The sequence below is a fragment of the Streptomyces sp. NPDC060028 genome, assembly GCF_042736725.1.
GTDB lineage: Bacteria > Actinomycetota > Actinomycetes > Streptomycetales > Streptomycetaceae > Streptomyces.
This window is the reverse complement of record NZ_JBHWVJ010000009.1, coordinates 89,571-108,061: the sequence shown is the minus strand read 5'-3', so window position 1 is coordinate 108,061 and position 18,491 is coordinate 89,571. Positions and strand designations below refer to the sequence as shown.

The following is an 18,491-nucleotide window of genomic DNA, read 5'->3' as shown; positions in this document are numbered from 1 at the left end:
GCCGTGGGTCCGCTTGCCGGCCGGGGTTCGCCCCTGCCCCTCCCCGAGCCGCCCCTGACACAGACGGCCTAACGCCCTCCAGGGTTCCACGGCGGCCGCGGGCGCCATGCCGCCGCCATCCGGCGGACCGATCGGGATGAACGCCACGCAATGCCCCGCCTGCCTGGGGTTTCGGTACGGGACGCCGAGCGGCGGACACGGGTTCAGCAGGGAATGAAATGTGGCGAAGGTCGCAGCCGATGGGAAAACGGACGGGAGCCGCGCGGGAAGACCGGCGGGGAGCGGTGGGGAGCGGTGGGAAAGCCAGTGCGGAAACCAGCGGGAAGACCGGCACGCAAACGCACAGCCGCCCCCGCCGCGGGTGCGGCGGGGGCGGCTGTGGTGATGCCTGCGGGGACTAGTCGTCGTTCTTGCCCGACGGGGTCGTCTTCGCGATCTGCATCAGGAACTCGGCGTTCGACTTCGTCTGCTTCATCTTGTCGAGAAGCAGCTCGATGGCCTGCTGCGAGTCGAGCGCGTGCAGCACCCGGCGCAGCTTCCAGACGATGGCGAGCTCTTCCGCGTTGAGGAGGATCTCCTCCTTGCGGGTGCCCGACGGGTCGACGTCGACAGCCGGGAAGATGCGCTTGTCGGCGAGCTTGCGGTCGAGCTTGAGCTCCATGTTGCCGGTGCCCTTGAACTCCTCGAAGATCACCTCGTCCATGCGCGAGCCGGTGTCGACCAGCGCGGTGGCCAGGATGGTCAGCGAACCGCCGTCCTCGATGTTGCGCGCGGCACCGAAGAAGCGCTTCGGCGGGTACAGCGCGGTCGAGTCGACACCACCGGACAGGATGCGGCCGGAGGCGGGAGCCGAGAGGTTGTACGCGCGGCCCAGGCGGGTGATGGAGTCCAGCAGGACGACCACGTCGTGACCCAGCTCGACGAGGCGCTTGGCGCGCTCGATGGCCAGCTCGGCGACGGTGGTGTGGTCCTCGGCCGGGCGGTCGAAGGTCGAGGAGATGACCTCGCCCTTGACCGACCGCTGCATGTCGGTGACCTCTTCCGGACGCTCGTCGACCAGGACGACCATCAGGTGGCACTCGGGGTTGTTGACGGTGATCGCGTTGGCGATCGCCTGCATGATCATGGTCTTGCCGGTCTTCGGCGGGGCCACGATCAGACCTCGCTGACCCTTTCCGATCGGCGACACGAGGTCGATGATGCGGGTGGTCAGCACGCCCGGGTCGGTCTCCAGACGGAGCCGGTCCTGCGGGTAGAGCGGGGTCAGCTTCTGGAACTCCGGGCGGCCACGGCCGGATTCGGGCGCCATGCCGTTCACCGAGTCGAGGCGCACGAGCGCGTTGAACTTCTCGCGGCGCTCACCGTCCTTGGGCTGGCGGACCGCCCCGGTGGTGTGGTCGCCCTTGCGCAGACCCGCCTTGCGGACCTGGGCGAGGGAGACGTACACGTCGTTCGGGCCCGGCAGGTAGCCGGAGGTCCGGATGAACGCGTAGTTGTCGAGGATGTCGAGGATGCCCGCGACGGGGATCAGGACGTCGTCGTCGGCGACCTGCGGCTCGCTCGGGGCGAACTCGTCGCGGCCACGACGGCCACGGCGGTCGCGGTAGCGGCCGCGGCGGCCACGACGGCCTTCCTCACCGTCGAAGTCGTCCTGGGGGCCGTTGTCCTGACGGTCCTGCCGGCCCTGCTGACCCTGGCCCTGGCCCTGACCGCGGCCGCCCTGCTGCTGGCGGTCCTGACGGTCGGCGCGGTCCTGACGCTCGGCGCGGTCCTGGCGGCCGCCGCCCTGGCCGGCCTGGCCCTGAGCCTGAGCCTGACCGGCCTGACCCTGGCCGCCCTGGCCCTGGTCGTCGGCCTTGGCGCCACGGTCACGGCGGCCCTGCTGGCGGTCGCCGCGCTCGGTCCGCTCGCCACGGTCGCTGCCGCGGTCACGGCGGTCGCGGCGGCCGCGGCCCTCTCCGTCCTGGGCCTGGCCCTGGGCGGATACGGCGGTGGCGGCCTCAGCCTTGGTGTCGGCCTGCGCGGTGGCGGCGGCCGTCTCGGTCTTCTGCTCGACCTGCACGGCGGCGGGAGCCGAGGACTCCGGGCTGCCGGACGGGGCCGTGGCCCGACGGCGGCGACGCTCGCCGGCCGGGGCGTCCTCTCCCGCACGCTCGGCTTCGCTCGCGCGGGAGGGGCCGCCTGCCGGCTGGCCCGGGATGTCGATCTGCGCCTGTACGGCAGGCTTCTCGGCGGGCGCCGTGGCGGCGGCCTCGCCCGTGCGGGCCTTGCTGGTGGCGCGGCGCTTCGGCTTGGCCTCGGCGGTGTCGGCGGCGGCAGGGGCCGCGGCCTTGGGGGCGCTGCCGCCCTGCGCTTCCTTGATGACCTCGATCAGCTGGCTCTTGCGCATCCGCGCGGTGCCCCTGATGCCAAGGCCCGACGCGACCTGCTGCAGCTCGGCCAGGACCATGCCCTCGAGGCCGGTGCCGGTGCGGCGGCGCTTGGTCGGCGCGGCGCCCTCGGCGGGGGCACTGGTGCCGACATTGGTGTCGGCAGCGCCCATCAGATCGGTGGTGTCGCTCACGAAGGGTCCTTCCCTGGAGCGGACGTCGGCCTGTCTGGCTCGGCGACCGGTTGTGCTGTCCGACAACAGTCCATTTCCTGATGGGTCATGGACCGCGGCCGGGGCGGTGGTCCGCCGATAGAGGTACGGCGGAGAGAAACGTGCATGGGTGGTTCCGGCGAGAAGCCCCCGAGCTGGAAGCGTGGGAATGTCACGCCGATTCCGGAGCGTGCTCGAAAACTGCTGGCAGCGATCAAAGCAGTCGGGGAGGCTCCCGGAAGAAAGGTGGTCCCTGACAGGGACACTGAGCACCAAGCCATGGCGGCTTCGGATGCGCACTTGACACTAACACTACCGGATCCAACAGACATTCCCCCTCTCAGTCACCGGCAATCGCCCTTCCGCGCGGGCGGCCTGCCCCGGCCGCCCGCCCCAGACCGCCCATGTCCCTGCAACAAGGACTAGCCGCCCTGGGTACCCAGCGGAAGTACGCTCGCGCCCGCGGCGTCGAGTGCGAGCCGGTTGGCCGCCCACCCCTCGCCCGCGAGCTGCGCGACCTTGTCGGCCGCGCCGTTGTCGACCAGCGCGAGGACCGTGGGGCCCGCGCCGGAGATGACCGCGGGGATGCCATCCGCCCGCAGTCGGGCGACGAGTGCCACGCTCTCGGGCATCGCCGGGGACCGGTACTCCTGGTGGAGCCGGTCTTCGGTGGCCGCCAGCAGGTACTCGGGACGCCTGGTCAGGGCCTCGACGAGCAGGGCCGCGCGGCCCGCGTTGACGGCCGCGTCCACGTGCGGGACGGTGCGCGGCAGCAGGCCGCGCGCGGTCTCGGTCAGGACGGGCTTGGACGGGACGAAAACCACCGGAACGACGGAATCGGCGGGCTCCATACGGATCGCCTTGGCGCTGCCCCCGTCCATCCACGCCAGGGTGAAGCCGCCGAGCAGACAGGCGGCGACGTTGTCGGGGTGGCCCTCGATCTCGGTGGCGAGCTCCAGCAGCGCCGCGTCGTCGAGCTTGGCCTCTCCGCCTATGGTCACGGCGCGGGCGGCCACGATGCCGGCGCAGATCGCGGCGGAGGAGGAGCCGAGGCCGCGGCCGTGCGGGATGCGGTTGGCGCAGACGACCTCCAGGCCGCGCGGCTGGCCGCCCAGCAGGTCGAAGGCGGTGCGCATGGAGCGTACGAGCAGATGACTCTCGTCCCGCGGGAGGGTGTCGGCGCCTTCACCCGCGATGTCGATGTTCAGGCCGGAATCGGCCACGCGGACGACGACATCGTCGTAGAGCCCCAGGGCCAGGCCGAGGGCATCGAAACCCGGGCCGAGATTGGCACTGCTGGCGGGGACGCGCACCCGTACGGCGGCGGCGCGGAACGCTGGACCGGCCATCGTCCGATGACACTCCTTGTGACTGTGCGAGATCTTCGCTCTTCGCTGGCTCGCTGCGAATGTACTGGAGAACGTACGACACCCGAAGGCCCTGTGGGCAGCACCGCGGTCATATGCGCGGTGGCGGATGTAAGTACAGCCTATCCAAGGAAGGTTCTCATCCGACATAGGGCGCACAGGAGGCGCACGATGCGTGTCGCGGACTTCCGTCGGATCGTATTGTCTTTTGGTGTCGTACGGCCCGAGTTGCCGGATTCCGGAAGGCTCCGGAACCCGGCGAACGGGGCGTCGGTCAGATCAGGCCGAGGCGTACGGCGGCGGCCTCGGCGTCGACGGGAATGGTGACCGGCTGCGGAGCGCCGGCGACCGCCCAATCGGGGTCCTTCAGGCCGTTGCCGGTGACGGTGCATACGATCGTCTGGCCCGGGTCGACCAGGCCGAGCTCGGCGGCCTTGAGCAGACCGGCCACGGAAGCGGCCGAGGCGGGCTCGACGAAGACGCCCTCCTGTGCGGCCAACAGCCGGTAGGCGGCCAGGATCTGGCGGTCCGTCACCTCGTCGATGAAGCCGCCCGACTCGTCGCGCGCCTGCAGCGCGTACTCCCAGGAGGCCGGGTTGCCGATGCGGATCGCGGTGGCGATGGTGTGCGGCTCCTTGACGATCTCCCCGCGCACGATGGGCGCGGAGCCGGAGGCCTGGAAACCCCACACACGGGGCGTACGGGAGGCCAGGCCGTCGGCCTTGTACTCCTTGAAGCCCTTCCAGTACGCGGTGATGTTGCCGGCGTTGCCGACGGGCAGCACATGGATGTCGGGGGCGTCGCCGAGCGCGTCGACGATCTCGAACGCGGCCGTCTTCTGACCCTCGATGCGCACCGGATTGACCGAATTGACCAGCGCCACCGGGTAGTTGTCGGACAGCGCGCGGGCGAGGGCGAGGCAGTCGTCGAAGTTTCCGTCGACCTGCAGGATCTTGGCGCCGTGCACGAGGGCCTGGCCCATCTTGCCGAGCGCGATCTTGCCGCGGGGCACGAGGACCGCGGACACCATGCCGGCGCGTACCGCGTACGCGGCGGCGGAGGCCGAGGTGTTGCCCGTGGAGGCGCAGATGACGGCCTTGGCGCCGTCCTCTTTGGCCTTGGTGATCGCCATGGTCATGCCGCGGTCCTTGAAGGACCCGGTGGGGTTGGCCCCCTCCACCTTGAGGTGCACCTCGCAGCCGGTGCGCTCGGAGAGCACCTGCGCGGGGACGAGGGGAGTGCCACCTTCGCGGAGCGTGACCACGGGGGTCTTGTCCGTGACCGGCAGGCGGTCCCGGTACTCCTCGATGATGCCGCGCCACTGGTGGGTGCGATTGCTGCTCATGGGTCCTTACTCCCCTTCAACGCGCATGATGCTGGCCACACCGCGGACGGTGTCCAGCTGCCGCAGCGCCGCGACGGTCCCGGAGAGGGCCGCGTCGGGCGCGCGGTGGGTGACGACGACGAGAGAGGCTCCTTCGCCGCCCCCGTCCTGATGACCTTGCTGGCGGACCGTGTCGATGGAGACACCGTGCTCCGCGAAGACCGTCGCCACCTGGGCGAGCACGCCCGGCTTGTCGGCCACATCGAGGCTGATGTGGTAGCGGGTGACGACGTCCCCTATGGGGCTGACCGGCAGCTGGGTGTACGCCGACTCGCCGGGCCCCGTTGCCTCGGCGAGCTTGTTGCGGCAGACGGCGACGAGGTCGCCCAGGACCGCCGAGGCGGTCGGCGCGCCGCCCGCGCCGGGCCCGTAGAACATGAGCCGCCCGGCGGCCTCCGCCTCGACGAAGACGGCGTTGTACGCCTCACGGACGGAGGCGAGGGGGTGCGTCAGCGGGATCATCGCCGGGTGGACGCGGGCGGTGACGGACTCGCCGTCCTCCGCGCGCTCCAGGATGGCGAGGAGCTTGATGGTGCAGCCCATGCGCTTGGCGGAGGCGAAGTCGGCGGCGCTGACCTCGGTCATGCCCTCGCGGTAGACGTCGTCCAGGCGGGCCCGGGTGTGGAAGGCGATGCCGGCCAGGATCGCGGCCTTGGCGGCGGCGTCGTAGCCCTCGACGTCGGCGGTGGGGTCGGCCTCGGCGTACCCGAGGGCGGTGGCCTCGTCGAGCGCTTCCTGGTAGCCGGCGCCGGTGGAGTCCATCTTGTCGAGGATGAAGTTCGTCGTGCCGTTGACGATGCCCATGACCCGGTTGATCTTGTCGCCGGCGAGGGACTCGCGCATCGGGCGGACCAGCGGGATGGCGCCGGCCACGGCGGCCTCGTAGTACAGATCCAGCCCGGCCGCCTCGGCGGCGGCGTGCAGCGAGGCGCCGTCCTGGGCGAGGAGCGCCTTGTTCGCCGAGACGACGGAGATGCCGTTCTCGAAGGCGGTGGTGATCAGGGTGCGGGCGGGCTCGATGCCGCCGATGACCTCGATGGCGATGTCGATGTCGCCGCGTTTGAGCAGCGCGGTCGCATCGGTGGTGACCAGCGCCGGGTCGATGCCCTCGCGCACCTTGGAGGGACGGCGCACGGCCACGCCGGCGAGTTCGACGGGCACGCCGATCCTGGCTGTCAGATCGTCGGCGTGCGTCGTCATGATGCGCGCCACCTCTGAGCCGACCACTCCACAGCCCAGCAGCGCCACCTTCAGCGGACGCGTACGCATCATTCGACCTACGCCTTTCGATCTTCCATCGCTACCCGGCGCGCGGGGATGCGCGCCCGGTGTGAACCAGTCTCACTCAATGGACAGCAGTTTCCATCCTCGGTCCATTGAGTGAGACGTCTATTTCATCATCCGAGGTCGAGACGCAGGAGATCTTCTTCCGTCTCGCGCCGGACGATGATCCGGGCCTGCCCGTCGCGCACGACGACGACGGGCGGCCGGAGCGCGTGGTTGTAGTTGCTGGCCATCGAGCGGCAGTACGCGCCGGTGGCGGGCACGGCGAGGAGGTCGCCGGGGGCGAGGTCGGCGGGCAGGTAGGCGTCCTTGACGACGATGTCGCCGCTCTCGCAGTGCTTGCCGACGACGCGGACCAGCATGGGCTCGGCGTCGGAGACGCGGGAGACGAGGGTGACCCCGTACTCGGCGTCGTAGAGCGCGGTGCGGATGTTGTCGGACATGCCGCCGTCGACGGAGACGTACGTGCGCAGTCCCTGGAGCGGCTTGATCGTGCCGACCTCGTACAGGGTGAAGGCGGTCGGGCCGACGATGGCGCGGCCGGGCTCGACGGAGATGCGCGGCGCCCGCAGGCCGGCGCCCTCGCACTCGCGGGCGACGATCTCGTGCAGGGCCTTGGCGATCTCGTGCGGCTCGCGCGGGTCGTCGGCGGAGGTGTAGGCGATGCCGAGGCCGCCGCCGAGGTCGATCTCGGGGAGCTCGACGCCGTGCTCGTCGCGTACGGCGGCCAGCAGCTGGACGACGCGCTTCGCCGAGACCTCGAAGCCCGCCATGTCGAAGATCTGCGAGCCGATGTGGGAGTGGACGCCGAGCAGTTCGAGCGAGTCGTGCCCGAGGGTGCGGCGTACGGCCTCGGCGGCGGAGCCGTCGGCGACGGCGATGCCGAACTTCTGGTCCTCGTGGGCGGTGGCGATGAACTCGTGGGTGTGGGCCTCGACGCCCACCGTGACCCGGATCTGCACGGGCTGGCGGACGCCGAGCTCGCGGGCGATGTGCGCGACGCGGGCGATCTCCTGGAAGGAGTCGAGGACGATGCGCCCGACGCCGGCTCCGATGGCCCGGCGGATCTCGAGCTCGGACTTGTTGTTGCCGTGGTACGCGATCTGCGCGGCGGGCATCTCGGCGGCCAGCGCGGTGGCCAGCTCCCCGCCGGAGCAGACGTCGAGGTTCAGTCCTTCTTCCTTCAGCCACTTCACGACGGCCTTGGAGAGGAACGCCTTGCCGGCGTAGAAGACGTCGGCGTCGGGCCCGAAGGCGTTGGCCCAGGCCCGGCAGCGCGCGCGGAAGTCCTCTTCGTCGAGGAAGTACGCGGGCGTCCCGAACTCCTCGGCGAGCCTGGTGACTTCGATCCCGCCGACGGTGGCCACGCCCTCGGCGTTGCGCGTGACGGTGCGCGCCCACACCTTCTCGTCGAGCACGTTCAGGTCGGCGGGCGGCGGAGCGTGGTGCCCCTCGGGCATCACATCGGCGTGGCGGGGGCCGGCGGGGTGCGCGGAACGGCTCATCGGTATCTCTCTTCGCGGATCACAGGCAGTCGGGAGCGTCGATGCCGAGCTGGGCCAGGCCGCCGGCCAGCACCGTCCCGGCGGCTTCGGCAAGAGCCAGCCGGGCGCGGTGGGCGGCCGAGGGTTTCTCGTCCCCCTTGGGCAGGACGCGGTACTGGAAGTCGAGCAGGGCGTCGGCCAGCTCGACGAGATGCCGGACGAGCCGCTCGGGCGCGCGGTGGTGCGCGGCGGCTTCGAGGACGAGGGGGTAGTCGCGCAGCGCGCGGAGCAGGGGGGCGGCGGAGTCGGTGGGGGCGGCGGTGCCGGTGTCGGCGTGGGCTTGGGCTTGGGCGTCCTGGACCTCGCCCGGCTCGGCCCGGAAGCCGAGGTCGGCGGCATTGGCGCGCAACGCCCGGGAGCGCGCGTGCGCGTACCGGACCCGGAAGAACTCACTGTCCTCACCCTGGACGAGCAGCCGCGGGGAGAACACCGGGGTCTCGTGGGGCGCCACGCAGAGCATCGCCCAGGCCGCGGCGCCGGCCCCGTAAGCCGCGCGGACGTCACCGAGGCGGCGGGGGACGGGGGCGGTGGGCAGGGGGCCACCGGGATCGAGCCCCTGACCGAGGCGGATGCGCACCACGGCGTCGCGCACGACGCGGGCCCGCAGCTCGGGCTCCTCGGCGAAGCCGTACCTCTCCCCGCGCGCGAGCACATCGCGGACGACGCGAGCAGCGGAGAGCGGAGCCATCACGAAATTCAGGAACCCCGCGCCGGTGATCTCCACACGCGCGATCCCGGGCACCTCGGCCAGCCGCCGGGCGAGCACACCCGCGACGTGCGCCGGAACCAGGGCGGCGCTCTTGGCCAGCTGGAACGCGACGGGGGTGGCGTACTCCCCCACCCCACCCGGCCGGGTCCGCTCGACGACGACCCGCTGGGGCACCGCCGCCTCCGCGGGCAGCTCCCCATCCTCGACGGCGCAGCGCACGGCGCGCACGACGGTACGGGAGAGGTCGGCGGGGGTCACGTGACCAGCCTAGGCGAGAAGCCCCCGCGTCACGCGAACGGTTTCGCCATGTGAAACAGGGCGACGAGGTGCGGCCGACGGCGAAGGAGAGGACCTAGCCCCTCCCCCGCCCGGCGGGGGCCCCTTTGCGCTCGCGGCGGTCCCGGCGCTCGATCAGCCGCCGCACGACCCGTACCAACTCGGCGGGCTCGAAGGGCTTGGCGAGAAACGCATCCACCCCGGCGGTGATCCCGGCCTCCACCTCGTACTGCGTACAGGCGCTGACGATGGCGACGGGCAGATGCCGCGTCCGCGGATCGGCCCGCAACTGCGCGGCCGTCCCGAACCCGTCGAGCCGGGGCATGACCACATCAAGGGTGATGACATCGGGGCACACGCGGTGCACGACGTCCAGACACTCGACACCATCGTTCGCGGTCACGACCTCGAAGCCCTCCAGCTCGAGATTGACCTTGATCAGCTGCCGGATGACCTTGTTGTCGTCGACAACAAGCACCCGGCCCGAGGCGCCTGACACAACTCGAGAGTAGGTCCGCCCCGGCCCCCGCGTCCGGGTTTTTGCCACTTCCACCCCCTCCGAGCGACCCACCCCCCTCGCCCCCGGAAACGGGTTCCTGATCACCCCACGGAAGCTGGTAGTGTTCAACCCGTCGCCGCAAAGCGAACGACGCGCCCCCGTAGCTCAGGGGATAGAGCAACGGCCTCCGGAGCCGTGTGCGCAGGTTCGAATCCTGCCGGGGGCACTCCAGCCAGACCAGCGCAAAACACCGCTGACCTGCTGAAGTGCCAAGCATGAAGACCTGGACCCAGTCCCACTGAGTCCAGGTCTTTGTCGTTGTTACGCACTGGTCGCGATAGACCTGCGATAGGGCCGCCAGAACCAGTGACGGCCGATCAAGCACCGCCTACCGTGTCGCCATGGCACCGCAACATGACAACCCTGCTGCGCGACTTCGAGACGTGCTGGTCGCTGTACACGCCAGGTTCCCTGGCCAGCGAGACCAAGAAGCAATTCTGGGATGGGCCGCGTTCGCCCAGACTCTTGAGGTTGACGAGAACTCCGCGGCCGGCGTGCACGCGATCGCAAGTGTGATCCAACTTCCCGCCACGATCGTCGCTGCGGTCCGCGCCCTCGGCGAGGACTCGGACGAGGAGGAGCACCTCCTGTTCGGCTTGGACACCCTGGAGAGCGCATTGTCTGGAGTCGCCGCACGCAAGCCGCTTTATCAGGTATTCGCCGAGATCGTCCCCGGTGGACACGTGCCCAAAAGCGCGGCGGCCCATGGGCTACTTTCCATTAGTCGAGCCCTGCATCGCGCCAACCCGACCCAGCCTCTCTCGGCAGAAGATCTCACCCGGCTCGAAAGCCTGATCACCGAGATGATGAGCGAAGTCAGTGCGGGTGCACTTCCCACACAGCTCCGGATCCTCCTTCTTTCCCACCTGCACTCCATGCTTCAAGCAGTACACATCTCCCGAGTGACAGGCCGCGAGGACATTGAAGCAACATTCGATGCTCTTTTCGGCTCCGTCATCCGCCGACCCGAGCATGTCGAGTCGATGCGCGAGACAGGGTTCGTTGAGAGGTTCCGCGATTGGATCAACTCCGTTAACGGGATAATCAGCATCGGCACTGGAACTGTCGGACTGGGACAACAGGTCATGCGGATGCTCGGCTAAGCAGCTAGAAATGCCAATCCAACTCCGCTTCGATCTTCGAGTTCATAGCTGCTTCCTGTCCATAGATGCACCCCTCGTAGACTCGGTGGATAACCTCGGGCGAATTCCCGACCCGGCGGGCCACCTCTGCCACGGGAACCCCTGCGTTCAGCCAGGTTGTGATGCAGGTGTGCCTGAGGTCGTACGGTCGGCCTCCCAGGATGGATGTCTGGAGATCTGGAGGGAGGGCGTACTCCCGAGCGTCCTTCCAGACCCGCCAGTACGTGCTGCTGCCGACAAGCCCGAGCCGCTCGTTCGTGAAGAGCCGGCCGTCTTTGGCTGTGCCGAACTCGGTGAGGTGAGCCTGGAGCATGCCTACCAGTGGCGGTGGGATCGGGACTGGCCGGTCGTCCTTGGCCTCGCGAGACTTCAACCCTCGCTTGTCGTGGCGCTCCCCACTATCCGTCCACTGCTTACCCGAGACCGGGTGCGTGTCCCGGAGGGTGAGCGTCCCCCATCCCGTTTCGGGGAGGTAGCAGTCCGACTTCCTCAGCCCCACCGCCTCGCTCGGGCGGAGGGCCGCGAAGTACATCACTGCGTAGAACGCCACCAGGCGGCGCCCCTTCATGCGATCCCACGTCCCGACGTACGAAACCGCGGCGAGCAACTGGGCGGCTTGGGTCTTGTTCACAAGAACGCGCGGGTCGACACGATCCGATGAAGAGACCTTCACCTTCTTGAGCATGGAAAGAGGATTCGTAACCAGGAGCTTTCGCTCGATTGCGTACTCCACCGCCGTATTCAAAGCGCGGCGCCTGCGCCGGGAGGTCTCCCCTGCCGCGGGTGCGCCGTCCAGCTTGAACGAAATCCGATACTGGACGTCTCGCAGAATCTTCGGATCTTCCAACGCGGAAACGAGCAGCGACTTCTTCGAAAGCCACTGATGGGCAACTTCAAGTTCGGCCGGCGGCTCCAACTCGGCGTTCGCCGGGACAACCGACCAGCGAAGGGCGAGGCGCAGCTCCTCCACCTCGGGCATCTGCTTGCCCTGCTCCACCATGGCCAGGGTCACGGCAGCGAGACCATCCGCGATGCCCTCGCGCGTCTTTGCAGCAGCTGTGGGCCAGCGCATGGCCATGTACTCACGGCAGAACGTGAACCAGGAAAGTTCCTCGCGAGCATCTGCGGGCTCTGCGGCCTGCGTGGCGGCGCGGACTTCGGACTCAGGCAGGCCGTCCTTGATGCGGAACGCCTCGCCGCGCTTCATGGCCAACCACAATTCGGACCGGCGGCTCCCCGCAAGTGCCACGGTGGCGAACGTCTTACTGCGGACTTCGCCCCCGACGATCCAGCGGAGCTGATACGGGCGGGTCTTACTCTGCGCCTTGGTCACATTCCACAGGCGGACATCGAGAGAAAACCCTTCCGGGTCCAAGCCATTGTTCTGCTCGGACCCGGAATCGGCGTCGTTCGTCACGCGGATTCCTCCCGCATCTCCAGCCAACGGACCAGCTCGGAACGGCGGATACGCACGGAACCGTTCGGGAGCTTGATGGCCTTGGGGCCCTTCTTGCACTGCCGCCAGCGATAGAACGTGGCTCGCGGAACACCGATCTCTTCGACCACCTGCGGGATGGTCAGCATTTCGTCGCGCGGCTTGGCCACGGCGAGGCTCCTTCGGGAAGGTGTGGGTTGGGAGGCAAGAACGCCGGGACCGCTGACACAACTGACAGAACCTAGGCGAGAACGCGTTGACCTGCGGGTTCAGGGCTAGGAGTGGCTCTGACAGAACTCGCGGAAACTCCGACAGAACCTCCGGCGGTGGGTTCCTGCCACGGCCGAGCGCGAGGTTCTGTCGGAGTTTCCGGAGGTTCTGTCACGGTGGCCGTAGGCCCCGTTTACGCAGGTCAGCGGTTTACGTCGAGGGTTCTGTCAGTTGTGGCGGTCCGGCGGGGGTTGTGTCAGGCGCCGCGAGCGAGGCGGGGGTGCGCGTCGTACTTCGGGGAGGGCGGCCGGCCGCCGCGGCCGGTGCGCGGGGGTGAGGGCTGCTGGCGGATCCAGCCGTGCTCTTCCAGGAGTGCCAAGGCCGGGTCGAGGTCGGCCATGGCGGGGAAGTCACCTCGGGAGAGCTGGCGGAACAGATCCCGCTTGGTGAAGTCGTTCAGCCGCGAGTCCCCGATGTGGCCGAGGACCTGGTGCGCGGCTTCCCGAGCAGGGGCGGCGCCCATGGCGTCGAACACGTGCTGGGCGTGGGCAGTGAAGTAGTCCCCGAGGCGGGTGGCGTCGGCCAGGGTGGCGGCCTCGATGGGGCGGGTCCATCCGCTGTCAGTGTGGGTGGCCAGGTGAAGCAGCCCAGCGATCCGAGCGACGGCCCCGTCGCGTTTGCTGGCCCACTTCACGACGTCCGCGAGTGAACCGCCCTTCCCGATCCGGGATTCGGTGACCTTCTGGTAGGCGAGCATGACTGCGTCGGCCTCGGGGGTGAGGGTGAGCACTGCCGGGTCGGTCCAGCCGTTCAGGGCCATTGCCAGTCCGCCGAGCTGCCGGGCGTAGGTGTCGGCCACGTCGTCCGGGATCAGCTCCGGCGTGAGGTTCCGCCTGCCGACCAGGGATTCGGGCTGCGCGTACAGGAACCGGGCCAGGAGCCCACGGCCGTCGGCCCCCTTGATCTGCCCGATGGATTCGAGGACTTCGGGCTGGACGGCGAGGCCCATCGTGACAGCGGGGTGTTCGACGTGCTGAGCTTCGCGGCCCTGCCGGTTGACGCGGACCATGTCCCCGGCGTGGCCCTTGAGGAAGATCTCCATGTTGGGTGCTCCGCTGTAGCGGCCCGAGATGATTTCGAAGATTCCGCCCTCCGGGGAGAGAACAGAGATCCGGCCTTCCTGCTCGGTGAGCAGGGTGGCCAGGTTCTCCGGCGTCACGTCGTCCGCGACGAGCTGGGGCTTGCAAGGGACCTTAATTTCCTCGGCGGCCTGGGCGAGGGCGACGGCCTCGGCAGTGAGCTGGTCGCGCATCCCCGGCTCGGCGTTCGCGGCCTTGGCCGCTGCTTTGTCGGCGGCGGCCTTGGCCAGGCGCGCGGTGGTCTCGGCCTCAGCGCGGGCTGGGCCGGAGAGTTCCACGAGGGCCTTCTCCACGGCCATGAGCGGCTCGGTCATCAGGGCGAACACGGCGCTCTTGCGGTTGCCGGGGTCCAGCGCCACGGCGGTGTAGAGGTTGACCGGCTCGCGCCACCGCCCGCGCACGCAGACCGTGGCCCGTCCGCCAGCCGCCGTGGCGATGACCGCCAGGGCCAGGCATCCGGCGAGGTCGGCGGGGGTCTGGGTCTCCTCGGCGACAGCGGCCACCATGCCAGCCAGCCACGGCGGGAGCGTGTCGACGGGGAAGGCGGGGAGTTCGCGGCGGGCGGTGAGCGGGACCGGCTCGTCCCAGACGGGTCCAGTCACATCCTCGGCGAGGGCGTCGAACCCGGCCCAGAGGTCGGCGTCAGTGGGCTGTGCGGTCATGCTGCGGTCCTGCCTTCCTGCGGGTCACGGCGAAGGACTGAAAGGACGGCCTGACGGCCGACGACCTTCGGCGCGCTACTGCCGTTCCGGGCCGGGGCCGGTCCGGCGGAGCTGGGGTTGTCGGTGGTGGTCATGCCGCGTCTCCGCTCGCGTTGCGCAGCGAGCGGCGGATGCCGTCGCGGATGCTCGCCGCGACCCGGGAGGGTGCGAGCCCGTGCGGGGCGGCGGCGGTGAGCGCGTCGGTGACTTCCTGCTCGGTGAGGGCCCCGGCAGCGATGAGCCTGCCGAGGGCGTACGCGGCGTTGTAGAGCGTCGTGTTCTGGGTGCCGGTCTGGGCGGCAGCCACCTTGGCTACCTCCCCGTTCAGGGCGGCTGTCGCGTACCGCTCTGCCTTCCCGATCCGGGAGCGGAGAACGGCCACGGAGACCGGGGCGGGTGCGGGCGACGGGGTGAGCAGGTCACCGAGCCACGTGGGGAGGGGGGCCGGAGGCGCGTCGTGAATGACCTCGTACAACCCGGTGCCGACGGTGCTGCCGGCCGCGACCACGTACCCACCCCAGGCTCGCGTGTCGACCTTCCACCCCAGGCGCCCCGCGCTCCCACGTAGCTGCTTTCCGGCAGGGGCGGTGAAGTACAGGTGCTGTCCACCACGGCGGGTGCGCACCGTGAAGGTCTCGGTCGGCAGCCGCTCGCCGGCGCGCTCGCACAGCATCGCGAAGACGTCCAGGCCGTCGGTGGCCTGGGCCCACTGCGGCGGCGGGGCCCCGTCGTCGTCCTTGGGGATGTCGAGGTCAACGACCAGGAGACCGGCGGGGCCGGTGGCGATGCCGACGTTGTATGGGGCGGTCCCCCAGCAGCGCTCGATGTCAGCCTGGCTGGTCGTGGCGCGCTGCTCGGGGGTGCGGTGCCCGTCAGCGCACCGGCCGCTACCGGGGCATCGGGCCTCGGCGTGCCCGGCGGGGCGCTTGTCGTCGGGGCGGAGGGGGAAGACGGGCCAGCCGCGTGCGGCGGCGTCCAGTGCGGCGCGCAGCTGCGCCGACTGGGTCTGATAGGTCATGCTGGTGGTCTCCTGTTTCTGTCGAAGGGACGGAGAACCGGGGCGGTCGCGGTCTTTGGCGAGAGGCGACCGCCTCGGGCGTGTCTAGGCGGCGGTGGCGTGCTCTGTCGCCCCGGTCTGCCGGAGCAGGGAGCGGAGGGCGTGGGCGGCCTGCTGCGGGACCACGCCGTTACCGAGCGCCTTGAGCTGGGCAGTGCGGGAGAGTCCGGGTACGTCGGTGACGTGGCCGGCGGGCAGGCCCATGAGCCATTCGACGAATGCGGGGTTCAGACGTCCCACAGGGTCAGTTGGCCCGGGAGCTGCTCGCCCGATGACGGACTCCCAGCGGGCGACGGCGGGGCCGTACTCGCCCCAATGCGGTGCGCCGCCGAGAGGAGCGTCAGATCCCCCTTGCTGCCCCGCTGGTTCGGTCCGCCCTTCTCCCCGTCCGACGCCCTCGGGGTCGGCAACAGGGAGCAGACTTCCGCTGCCAGGCATCGGCCGTGCGTTCCGGCTTCCTGCGAGGGGGTGCGCTTGGTCTGCCGATTCTCGTTCGCCGACGCCCGCGGTGTCGGCAGTAGCGCCCCGGTGAATGCGAGGTCCGTCAGGGTCGACGAGGTGCTGCGCGGATTGGGGGCCGTTGACTGGCGGGCTCCCTTGGAGTCCCCGACCACAGGGGTCGGCAGCAGCGAGACGACGTGCCGGAGGTTCATCCCGCCCTGCGCCGCGTGCCCCGCTCCGGTCGCCTCGGAGGTCGAGGGTGTCGGGAGCAGTGAGGTGATCGCGGTGGGGAGCTGTCCGCTCTGCCCACCGCCGCGCCAGTCCCTGGCTGCTGGTGTCGGCAGGCCAGGCGTAGAAGAAGAGGCGGTTGCGCTGGTGGGCGGCGCCAATGTCGGACGCACGTACAGTGCCCCAGCGCGCATCGAACCCGAGGGCGGCAAGGTCGGCGAGGACGGTGTCGAATCCAAGGGAAAGGTGCCCTGCGACGTTCTCAAAGACCGCGAGTCGGGGTCGTAGAACCCTAAGGGCATCTGCGATGTGGGGCCAGATGTGCCGAGCATCTTCGGTTCCCTTCCGCTTGCCGGCGGTACTGAACGGCTGGCACGGGTAGCCACCGAGGACTACATCGACCGGCGGCACCGCCGTCCAGTCGGTGGCGGTGATGTCTCCCAGGTTGGGCACCCGCGGGTGGTGGTGGGCGAGGATGCGGGCGGCGCCGGGGTCGTTGTCCGCGACCCAGGCGAGGGAGCCGCCGAACACCTGCTGGACGGCCATGTCCAGGCCGCCATAGCCGGTGCACAGCGATCCGAGCCGCAGTGCGGTGGGAGGGCTCATCCGGGGTTCTCCTGTTTCTGTCGAAGGGACGGAGAACCGGGGCGGTCGCGGTCTTTTGGCGAGAGGCGACCGCCCCGGGCACAGCTACTGGTGCCGGACCCAGAGGGCGTATTCCTGGCGGACGTAGCCGCGGGGCTGGCGGACGCTGTCCGGGTGGTCCGGGGTGTAGGGGCCGTCCGCGTAGCCGCTGGGGCCCAGTCCGGCGGCGTCGTCGATCTCCATCAGGCGTCGGGCGGCCTCGATGGCGAGGGTGGCGGCGTCACCGTTGACCGGGTCGTCGTCGGTGAGGGCGATGCGGTCCAGGAGTGCGGCCTTGCGGAGCCAGAACTCCCGAATCTGGATGCCGTGCAGGCAGTCGGGGACTCCGCGGGCGGTCCAGCCGATCTCGCTGATGACGCTCGGCGCGGTGGCGTAAGCGGTCTCGGGCGCCGGCCAGTGGCTCACCGGCTGCTCGGCGGTGACGTACAGGCGGACGCGATCGCCGTCCCGGGTGGGGTGCTGGCGGACGGGGCCGGTCCTGAACGTCTCGGACAAGGATTTGGTGATCTCGGGGGCTTCGGTCGGGGCGCAGATGACGCGGATCTCGAACATGGCGGCCTTTCAGGTTGAGGTCAGAACGGCGAGCCGTCGCGGTTGCTGTAAGCGGCGCCCTCGGTCACGGCGGCCAGCTCATCGAACTTCAGGAGGAGTTCCCCGAGCTGGCGCCAGGTGAGGACCCGGGAGTACGAGCTGGGCCATTCGTCACAGTCGATCTCCACGACGAACGTGTCGTTGGGGTCGATGTCCATGCCGGTTCTCCTCATCCGTGGAAGTGGTTGCGCTTGAAGACGGCCCGCCGGATGTTGACGACCGTCCCGCCCATGCGGCCGTGGTTGTTGCCGAGGACCTGGGTGGCGATGAAGCCGCCGAAGATGACGGCGGCCAGGATGATGAGCTGCCCGATGAGCGCGGCCACGGCGGCGATGAAGGTGGTGAGGAGCATGAGCCCTCCGCATGCGGCGGCGAAGCCGATGCCGCCGAGGGCGATGTTGACGGCGAGCGGGTTGATGGCCGGTCGCTCCGCGAGGGGCTCGGGGGCCTTGGCGGGGGCGATGACGTAGCCGGTGATGATGCGGCCGTCGGGGAGCTGGATGGTCTGGATGTCCGGCAGCGCGTGCGGCTGGTGGACGGCGAGCGCCGGGTAGGCGGGGGCGAGCGGGATGGGGCGGTGGGTCTCGGTGGTCTCCCAGCGGGCGGGGTCGTGGTGGTTCACGGCGGGGTCTCCTACTCGGCGATGTCGGTGAGGGCGGTGGCGGCGGACTTCACGAGGTTGGTGATGGGCTCGTACGCGCCGGTCCCGGCGGTGAAGAACCCGAAGAGAAACAGGACGATCGCGGCTCCGGCGCCGGCGGCCTTGGCCTTGAGGACGAAGAACGAGGCGATGCCGAAGAGCAGGACGGCAGAGATGGTGAACGCCATGGGTGGCTCCAATCGGTGAGAGGGTCAGCGGGTGCCGTTGCGGTAGGTGCGGGCCCACAGGTTGTAGAGGTGGCGGCCCGTGCGTATGCGGATGCCGTGGCCGTCGCAGCGGCGGCAGTGCTTGCCGCGCTTGGGCTTGCCCTTCCGGTCGTGGGTGAGGGCGAAGCCGAGTCCGTTGCACTTGCGGCAGCGGCCGAACGGCGAGACCGCACACACTCCGATGTAACTGAACGTGAGCAACAGGAAGAGGGTGATAGCGAGCAGGGAGAGGGTCACAAGAGGCCTCCAGAGCGGGATTCCGGCGTTTTCGCAGGTGGGCCACTACCTGCTAGCGGCCAGATCAGGTGCGGTATGGGCCGCTAGCGGGGTC

General features: G+C 69.8%; 17 protein-coding genes, 1 tRNA gene and 2 pseudogenes. 2 read left to right on the top strand and 18 right to left on the bottom strand.

Annotated elements, in window-relative coordinates; translation table 11 throughout:
- Positions 1 to 397: 397 nt before the first annotated feature.
- From rho to ACFWBF_RS07585, 7 genes are all read right to left on the bottom strand, one after another.
- Positions 398 to 2,563 (bottom strand): transcription termination factor Rho, encoded by a 2,166-nt coding sequence (gene rho / locus ACFWBF_RS07615; protein WP_385596719.1) that lies wholly within the window; start codon positions 2,561 to 2,563, stop codon positions 398 to 400.
- Positions 2,564 to 3,003: 440 nt separating this feature from the next.
- Entirely contained in the window at positions 3,004 to 3,930 is a 927-nt protein-coding gene (gene thrB, locus ACFWBF_RS07610) for a homoserine kinase (protein WP_385233952.1), read from the bottom strand.
- A 292-nt stretch (positions 3,931 to 4,222) separates the two neighbouring features.
- The gene (thrC, locus tag ACFWBF_RS07605; RefSeq protein WP_385596715.1) at positions 4,223 to 5,293 is read right to left on the bottom strand and encodes a threonine synthase; all 1,071 of its coding nucleotides are present in this window, start codon (positions 5,291 to 5,293) and stop codon (positions 4,223 to 4,225) included.
- 6 nt (positions 5,294 to 5,299) lie between these two features.
- Positions 5,300 to 6,604, bottom strand: a complete 1,305-nt coding sequence (locus ACFWBF_RS07600; RefSeq protein ID WP_385596713.1) for a homoserine dehydrogenase — start codon at positions 6,602 to 6,604, stop codon at positions 5,300 to 5,302.
- Between the two features lie 125 nt (positions 6,605 to 6,729).
- Positions 6,730 to 8,121 carry a diaminopimelate decarboxylase gene (gene lysA / locus ACFWBF_RS07595; protein WP_385596710.1) on the bottom strand — a complete coding sequence of 464 codons (1,392 nt, stop codon included), beginning with the start codon at positions 8,119 to 8,121 and terminating at the stop codon, positions 6,730 to 6,732.
- A 19-nt stretch (positions 8,122 to 8,140) separates the two neighbouring features.
- Positions 8,141 to 9,127, bottom strand: coding sequence for an ArgS-related anticodon-binding protein NrtL (gene nrtL, locus ACFWBF_RS07590; protein ID WP_385596707.1), 987 nt, complete (start codon positions 9,125 to 9,127; stop codon positions 8,141 to 8,143).
- A gap of 94 nt (positions 9,128 to 9,221) precedes the next feature.
- Positions 9,222 to 9,716 (bottom strand): response regulator, encoded by a 495-nt coding sequence (locus tag ACFWBF_RS07585; protein WP_385596785.1) that lies wholly within the window; start codon positions 9,714 to 9,716, stop codon positions 9,222 to 9,224.
- A gap of 82 nt (positions 9,717 to 9,798) precedes the next feature.
- Between ACFWBF_RS07585 and ACFWBF_RS07580 the strand changes: the two genes are divergently transcribed.
- Together ACFWBF_RS07580 and ACFWBF_RS07575 are read left to right on the top strand one after the other, a co-directional pair.
- Positions 9,799 to 9,870 (top strand) — tRNA-Arg (locus ACFWBF_RS07580).
- Between the two features lie 175 nt (positions 9,871 to 10,045).
- Positions 10,046 to 10,807 carry a hypothetical protein gene (locus ACFWBF_RS07575; RefSeq protein ID WP_385596704.1) on the top strand — a complete coding sequence of 254 codons (762 nt, stop codon included), beginning with the start codon at positions 10,046 to 10,048 and terminating at the stop codon, positions 10,805 to 10,807.
- A 4-nt stretch (positions 10,808 to 10,811) separates the two neighbouring features.
- Here the strand turns inward: ACFWBF_RS07575 and ACFWBF_RS07570 are convergent, their stop codons facing one another.
- The 11 genes and pseudogenes from ACFWBF_RS07570 to ACFWBF_RS07520 all read right to left on the bottom strand — a co-directional run bounded on the left by ACFWBF_RS07570 (position 10,812) and on the right by ACFWBF_RS07520 (position 18,361).
- Positions 10,812 to 12,263, bottom strand: coding sequence for a tyrosine-type recombinase/integrase (locus tag ACFWBF_RS07570; protein ID WP_385596700.1), 1,452 nt, complete (start codon positions 12,261 to 12,263; stop codon positions 10,812 to 10,814).
- Positions 12,260 to 12,457: pseudogene (locus ACFWBF_RS07565) on the bottom strand (helix-turn-helix transcriptional regulator); the annotation flags it as partial. The pseudogene ACFWBF_RS07565 and the gene ACFWBF_RS07570, both read right to left, overlap by 4 nt.
- Before the next feature lie 290 nt (positions 12,458 to 12,747).
- Positions 12,748 to 14,292 carry a YfjI family protein gene (locus ACFWBF_RS07560; protein WP_385596697.1) on the bottom strand — a complete coding sequence of 515 codons (1,545 nt, stop codon included), beginning with the start codon at positions 14,290 to 14,292 and terminating at the stop codon, positions 12,748 to 12,750.
- A 130-nt stretch (positions 14,293 to 14,422) separates the two neighbouring features.
- Positions 14,423 to 15,349: a bifunctional DNA primase/polymerase gene (locus tag ACFWBF_RS07555; protein WP_385596694.1), complete on the bottom strand. Its 927-nt coding sequence runs from the start codon at positions 15,347 to 15,349 to the stop codon at positions 14,423 to 14,425.
- A gap of 84 nt (positions 15,350 to 15,433) precedes the next feature.
- A complete protein-coding gene (locus ACFWBF_RS07550; protein ID WP_385596790.1) occupies positions 15,434 to 15,628 on the bottom strand; it encodes a hypothetical protein in 195 nt (64 codons plus the stop codon).
- Positions 15,629 to 16,177: 549 nt separating this feature from the next.
- Positions 16,178 to 16,603 (bottom strand): annotated as a pseudogene (locus ACFWBF_RS07545) (DNA cytosine methyltransferase); the annotation flags it as partial.
- Between the two features lie 144 nt (positions 16,604 to 16,747).
- Complete coding sequence (locus ACFWBF_RS07540; RefSeq protein WP_385596691.1) at positions 16,748 to 17,254, bottom strand: hypothetical protein; 507 nt, start codon at positions 17,252 to 17,254, stop codon at positions 16,748 to 16,750.
- Positions 17,255 to 17,274: 20 nt separating this feature from the next.
- Positions 17,275 to 17,451: a hypothetical protein gene (locus ACFWBF_RS07535; RefSeq protein WP_385596689.1), complete on the bottom strand. Its 177-nt coding sequence runs from the start codon at positions 17,449 to 17,451 to the stop codon at positions 17,275 to 17,277.
- Between the two features lie 11 nt (positions 17,452 to 17,462).
- Entirely contained in the window at positions 17,463 to 17,915 is a 453-nt protein-coding gene (locus tag ACFWBF_RS07530) for a hypothetical protein (RefSeq protein WP_385596686.1), read from the bottom strand.
- An 11-nt stretch (positions 17,916 to 17,926) separates the two neighbouring features.
- Positions 17,927 to 18,121 (bottom strand): hypothetical protein, encoded by a 195-nt coding sequence (locus ACFWBF_RS07525; RefSeq protein WP_376499184.1) that lies wholly within the window; start codon positions 18,119 to 18,121, stop codon positions 17,927 to 17,929.
- A gap of 24 nt (positions 18,122 to 18,145) precedes the next feature.
- Entirely contained in the window at positions 18,146 to 18,361 is a 216-nt protein-coding gene (locus tag ACFWBF_RS07520; RefSeq protein WP_385596683.1) for a hypothetical protein, read from the bottom strand.
- Between the last annotated feature and the right edge of the window lie 130 nt (positions 18,362 to 18,491).

What these genes read in the sequence shown, in the direction of transcription:
- ACFWBF_RS07600 (WP_385596713.1), bottom strand. Translation starts at nt 6,604, where the DNA reads ATGATGCGTACGCGTCCGCTGAAGGTGGCGCTGCTGGGCTGTGGAGTG.
- ACFWBF_RS07535 (WP_385596689.1), bottom strand. Translation starts at nt 17,451, where the DNA reads ATGGACATCGACCCCAACGACACGTTCGTCGTGGAGATCGACTGTGAC.
- ACFWBF_RS07575 (WP_385596704.1), top strand. Translation starts at nt 10,046, where the DNA reads ATGGCACCGCAACATGACAACCCTGCTGCGCGACTTCGAGACGTGCTG.
- thrB (WP_385233952.1), bottom strand. Translation starts at nt 3,930, where the DNA reads ATGGCCGGTCCAGCGTTCCGCGCCGCCGCCGTACGGGTGCGCGTCCCC.
- thrC (WP_385596715.1), bottom strand. Translation starts at nt 5,293, where the DNA reads ATGAGCAGCAATCGCACCCACCAGTGGCGCGGCATCATCGAGGAGTAC.
- lysA (WP_385596710.1), bottom strand. Translation starts at nt 8,121, where the DNA reads ATGAGCCGTTCCGCGCACCCCGCCGGCCCCCGCCACGCCGATGTGATG.
- ACFWBF_RS07540 (WP_385596691.1), bottom strand. Translation starts at nt 17,254, where the DNA reads ATGTTCGAGATCCGCGTCATCTGCGCCCCGACCGAAGCCCCCGAGATC.
- ACFWBF_RS07555 (WP_385596694.1), bottom strand. Translation starts at nt 15,349, where the DNA reads ATGACCTATCAGACCCAGTCGGCGCAGCTGCGCGCCGCACTGGACGCC.
- ACFWBF_RS07525 (WP_376499184.1), bottom strand. Translation starts at nt 18,121, where the DNA reads ATGGCGTTCACCATCTCTGCCGTCCTGCTCTTCGGCATCGCCTCGTTC.
- ACFWBF_RS07560 (WP_385596697.1), bottom strand. Translation starts at nt 14,292, where the DNA reads ATGACCGCACAGCCCACTGACGCCGACCTCTGGGCCGGGTTCGACGCC.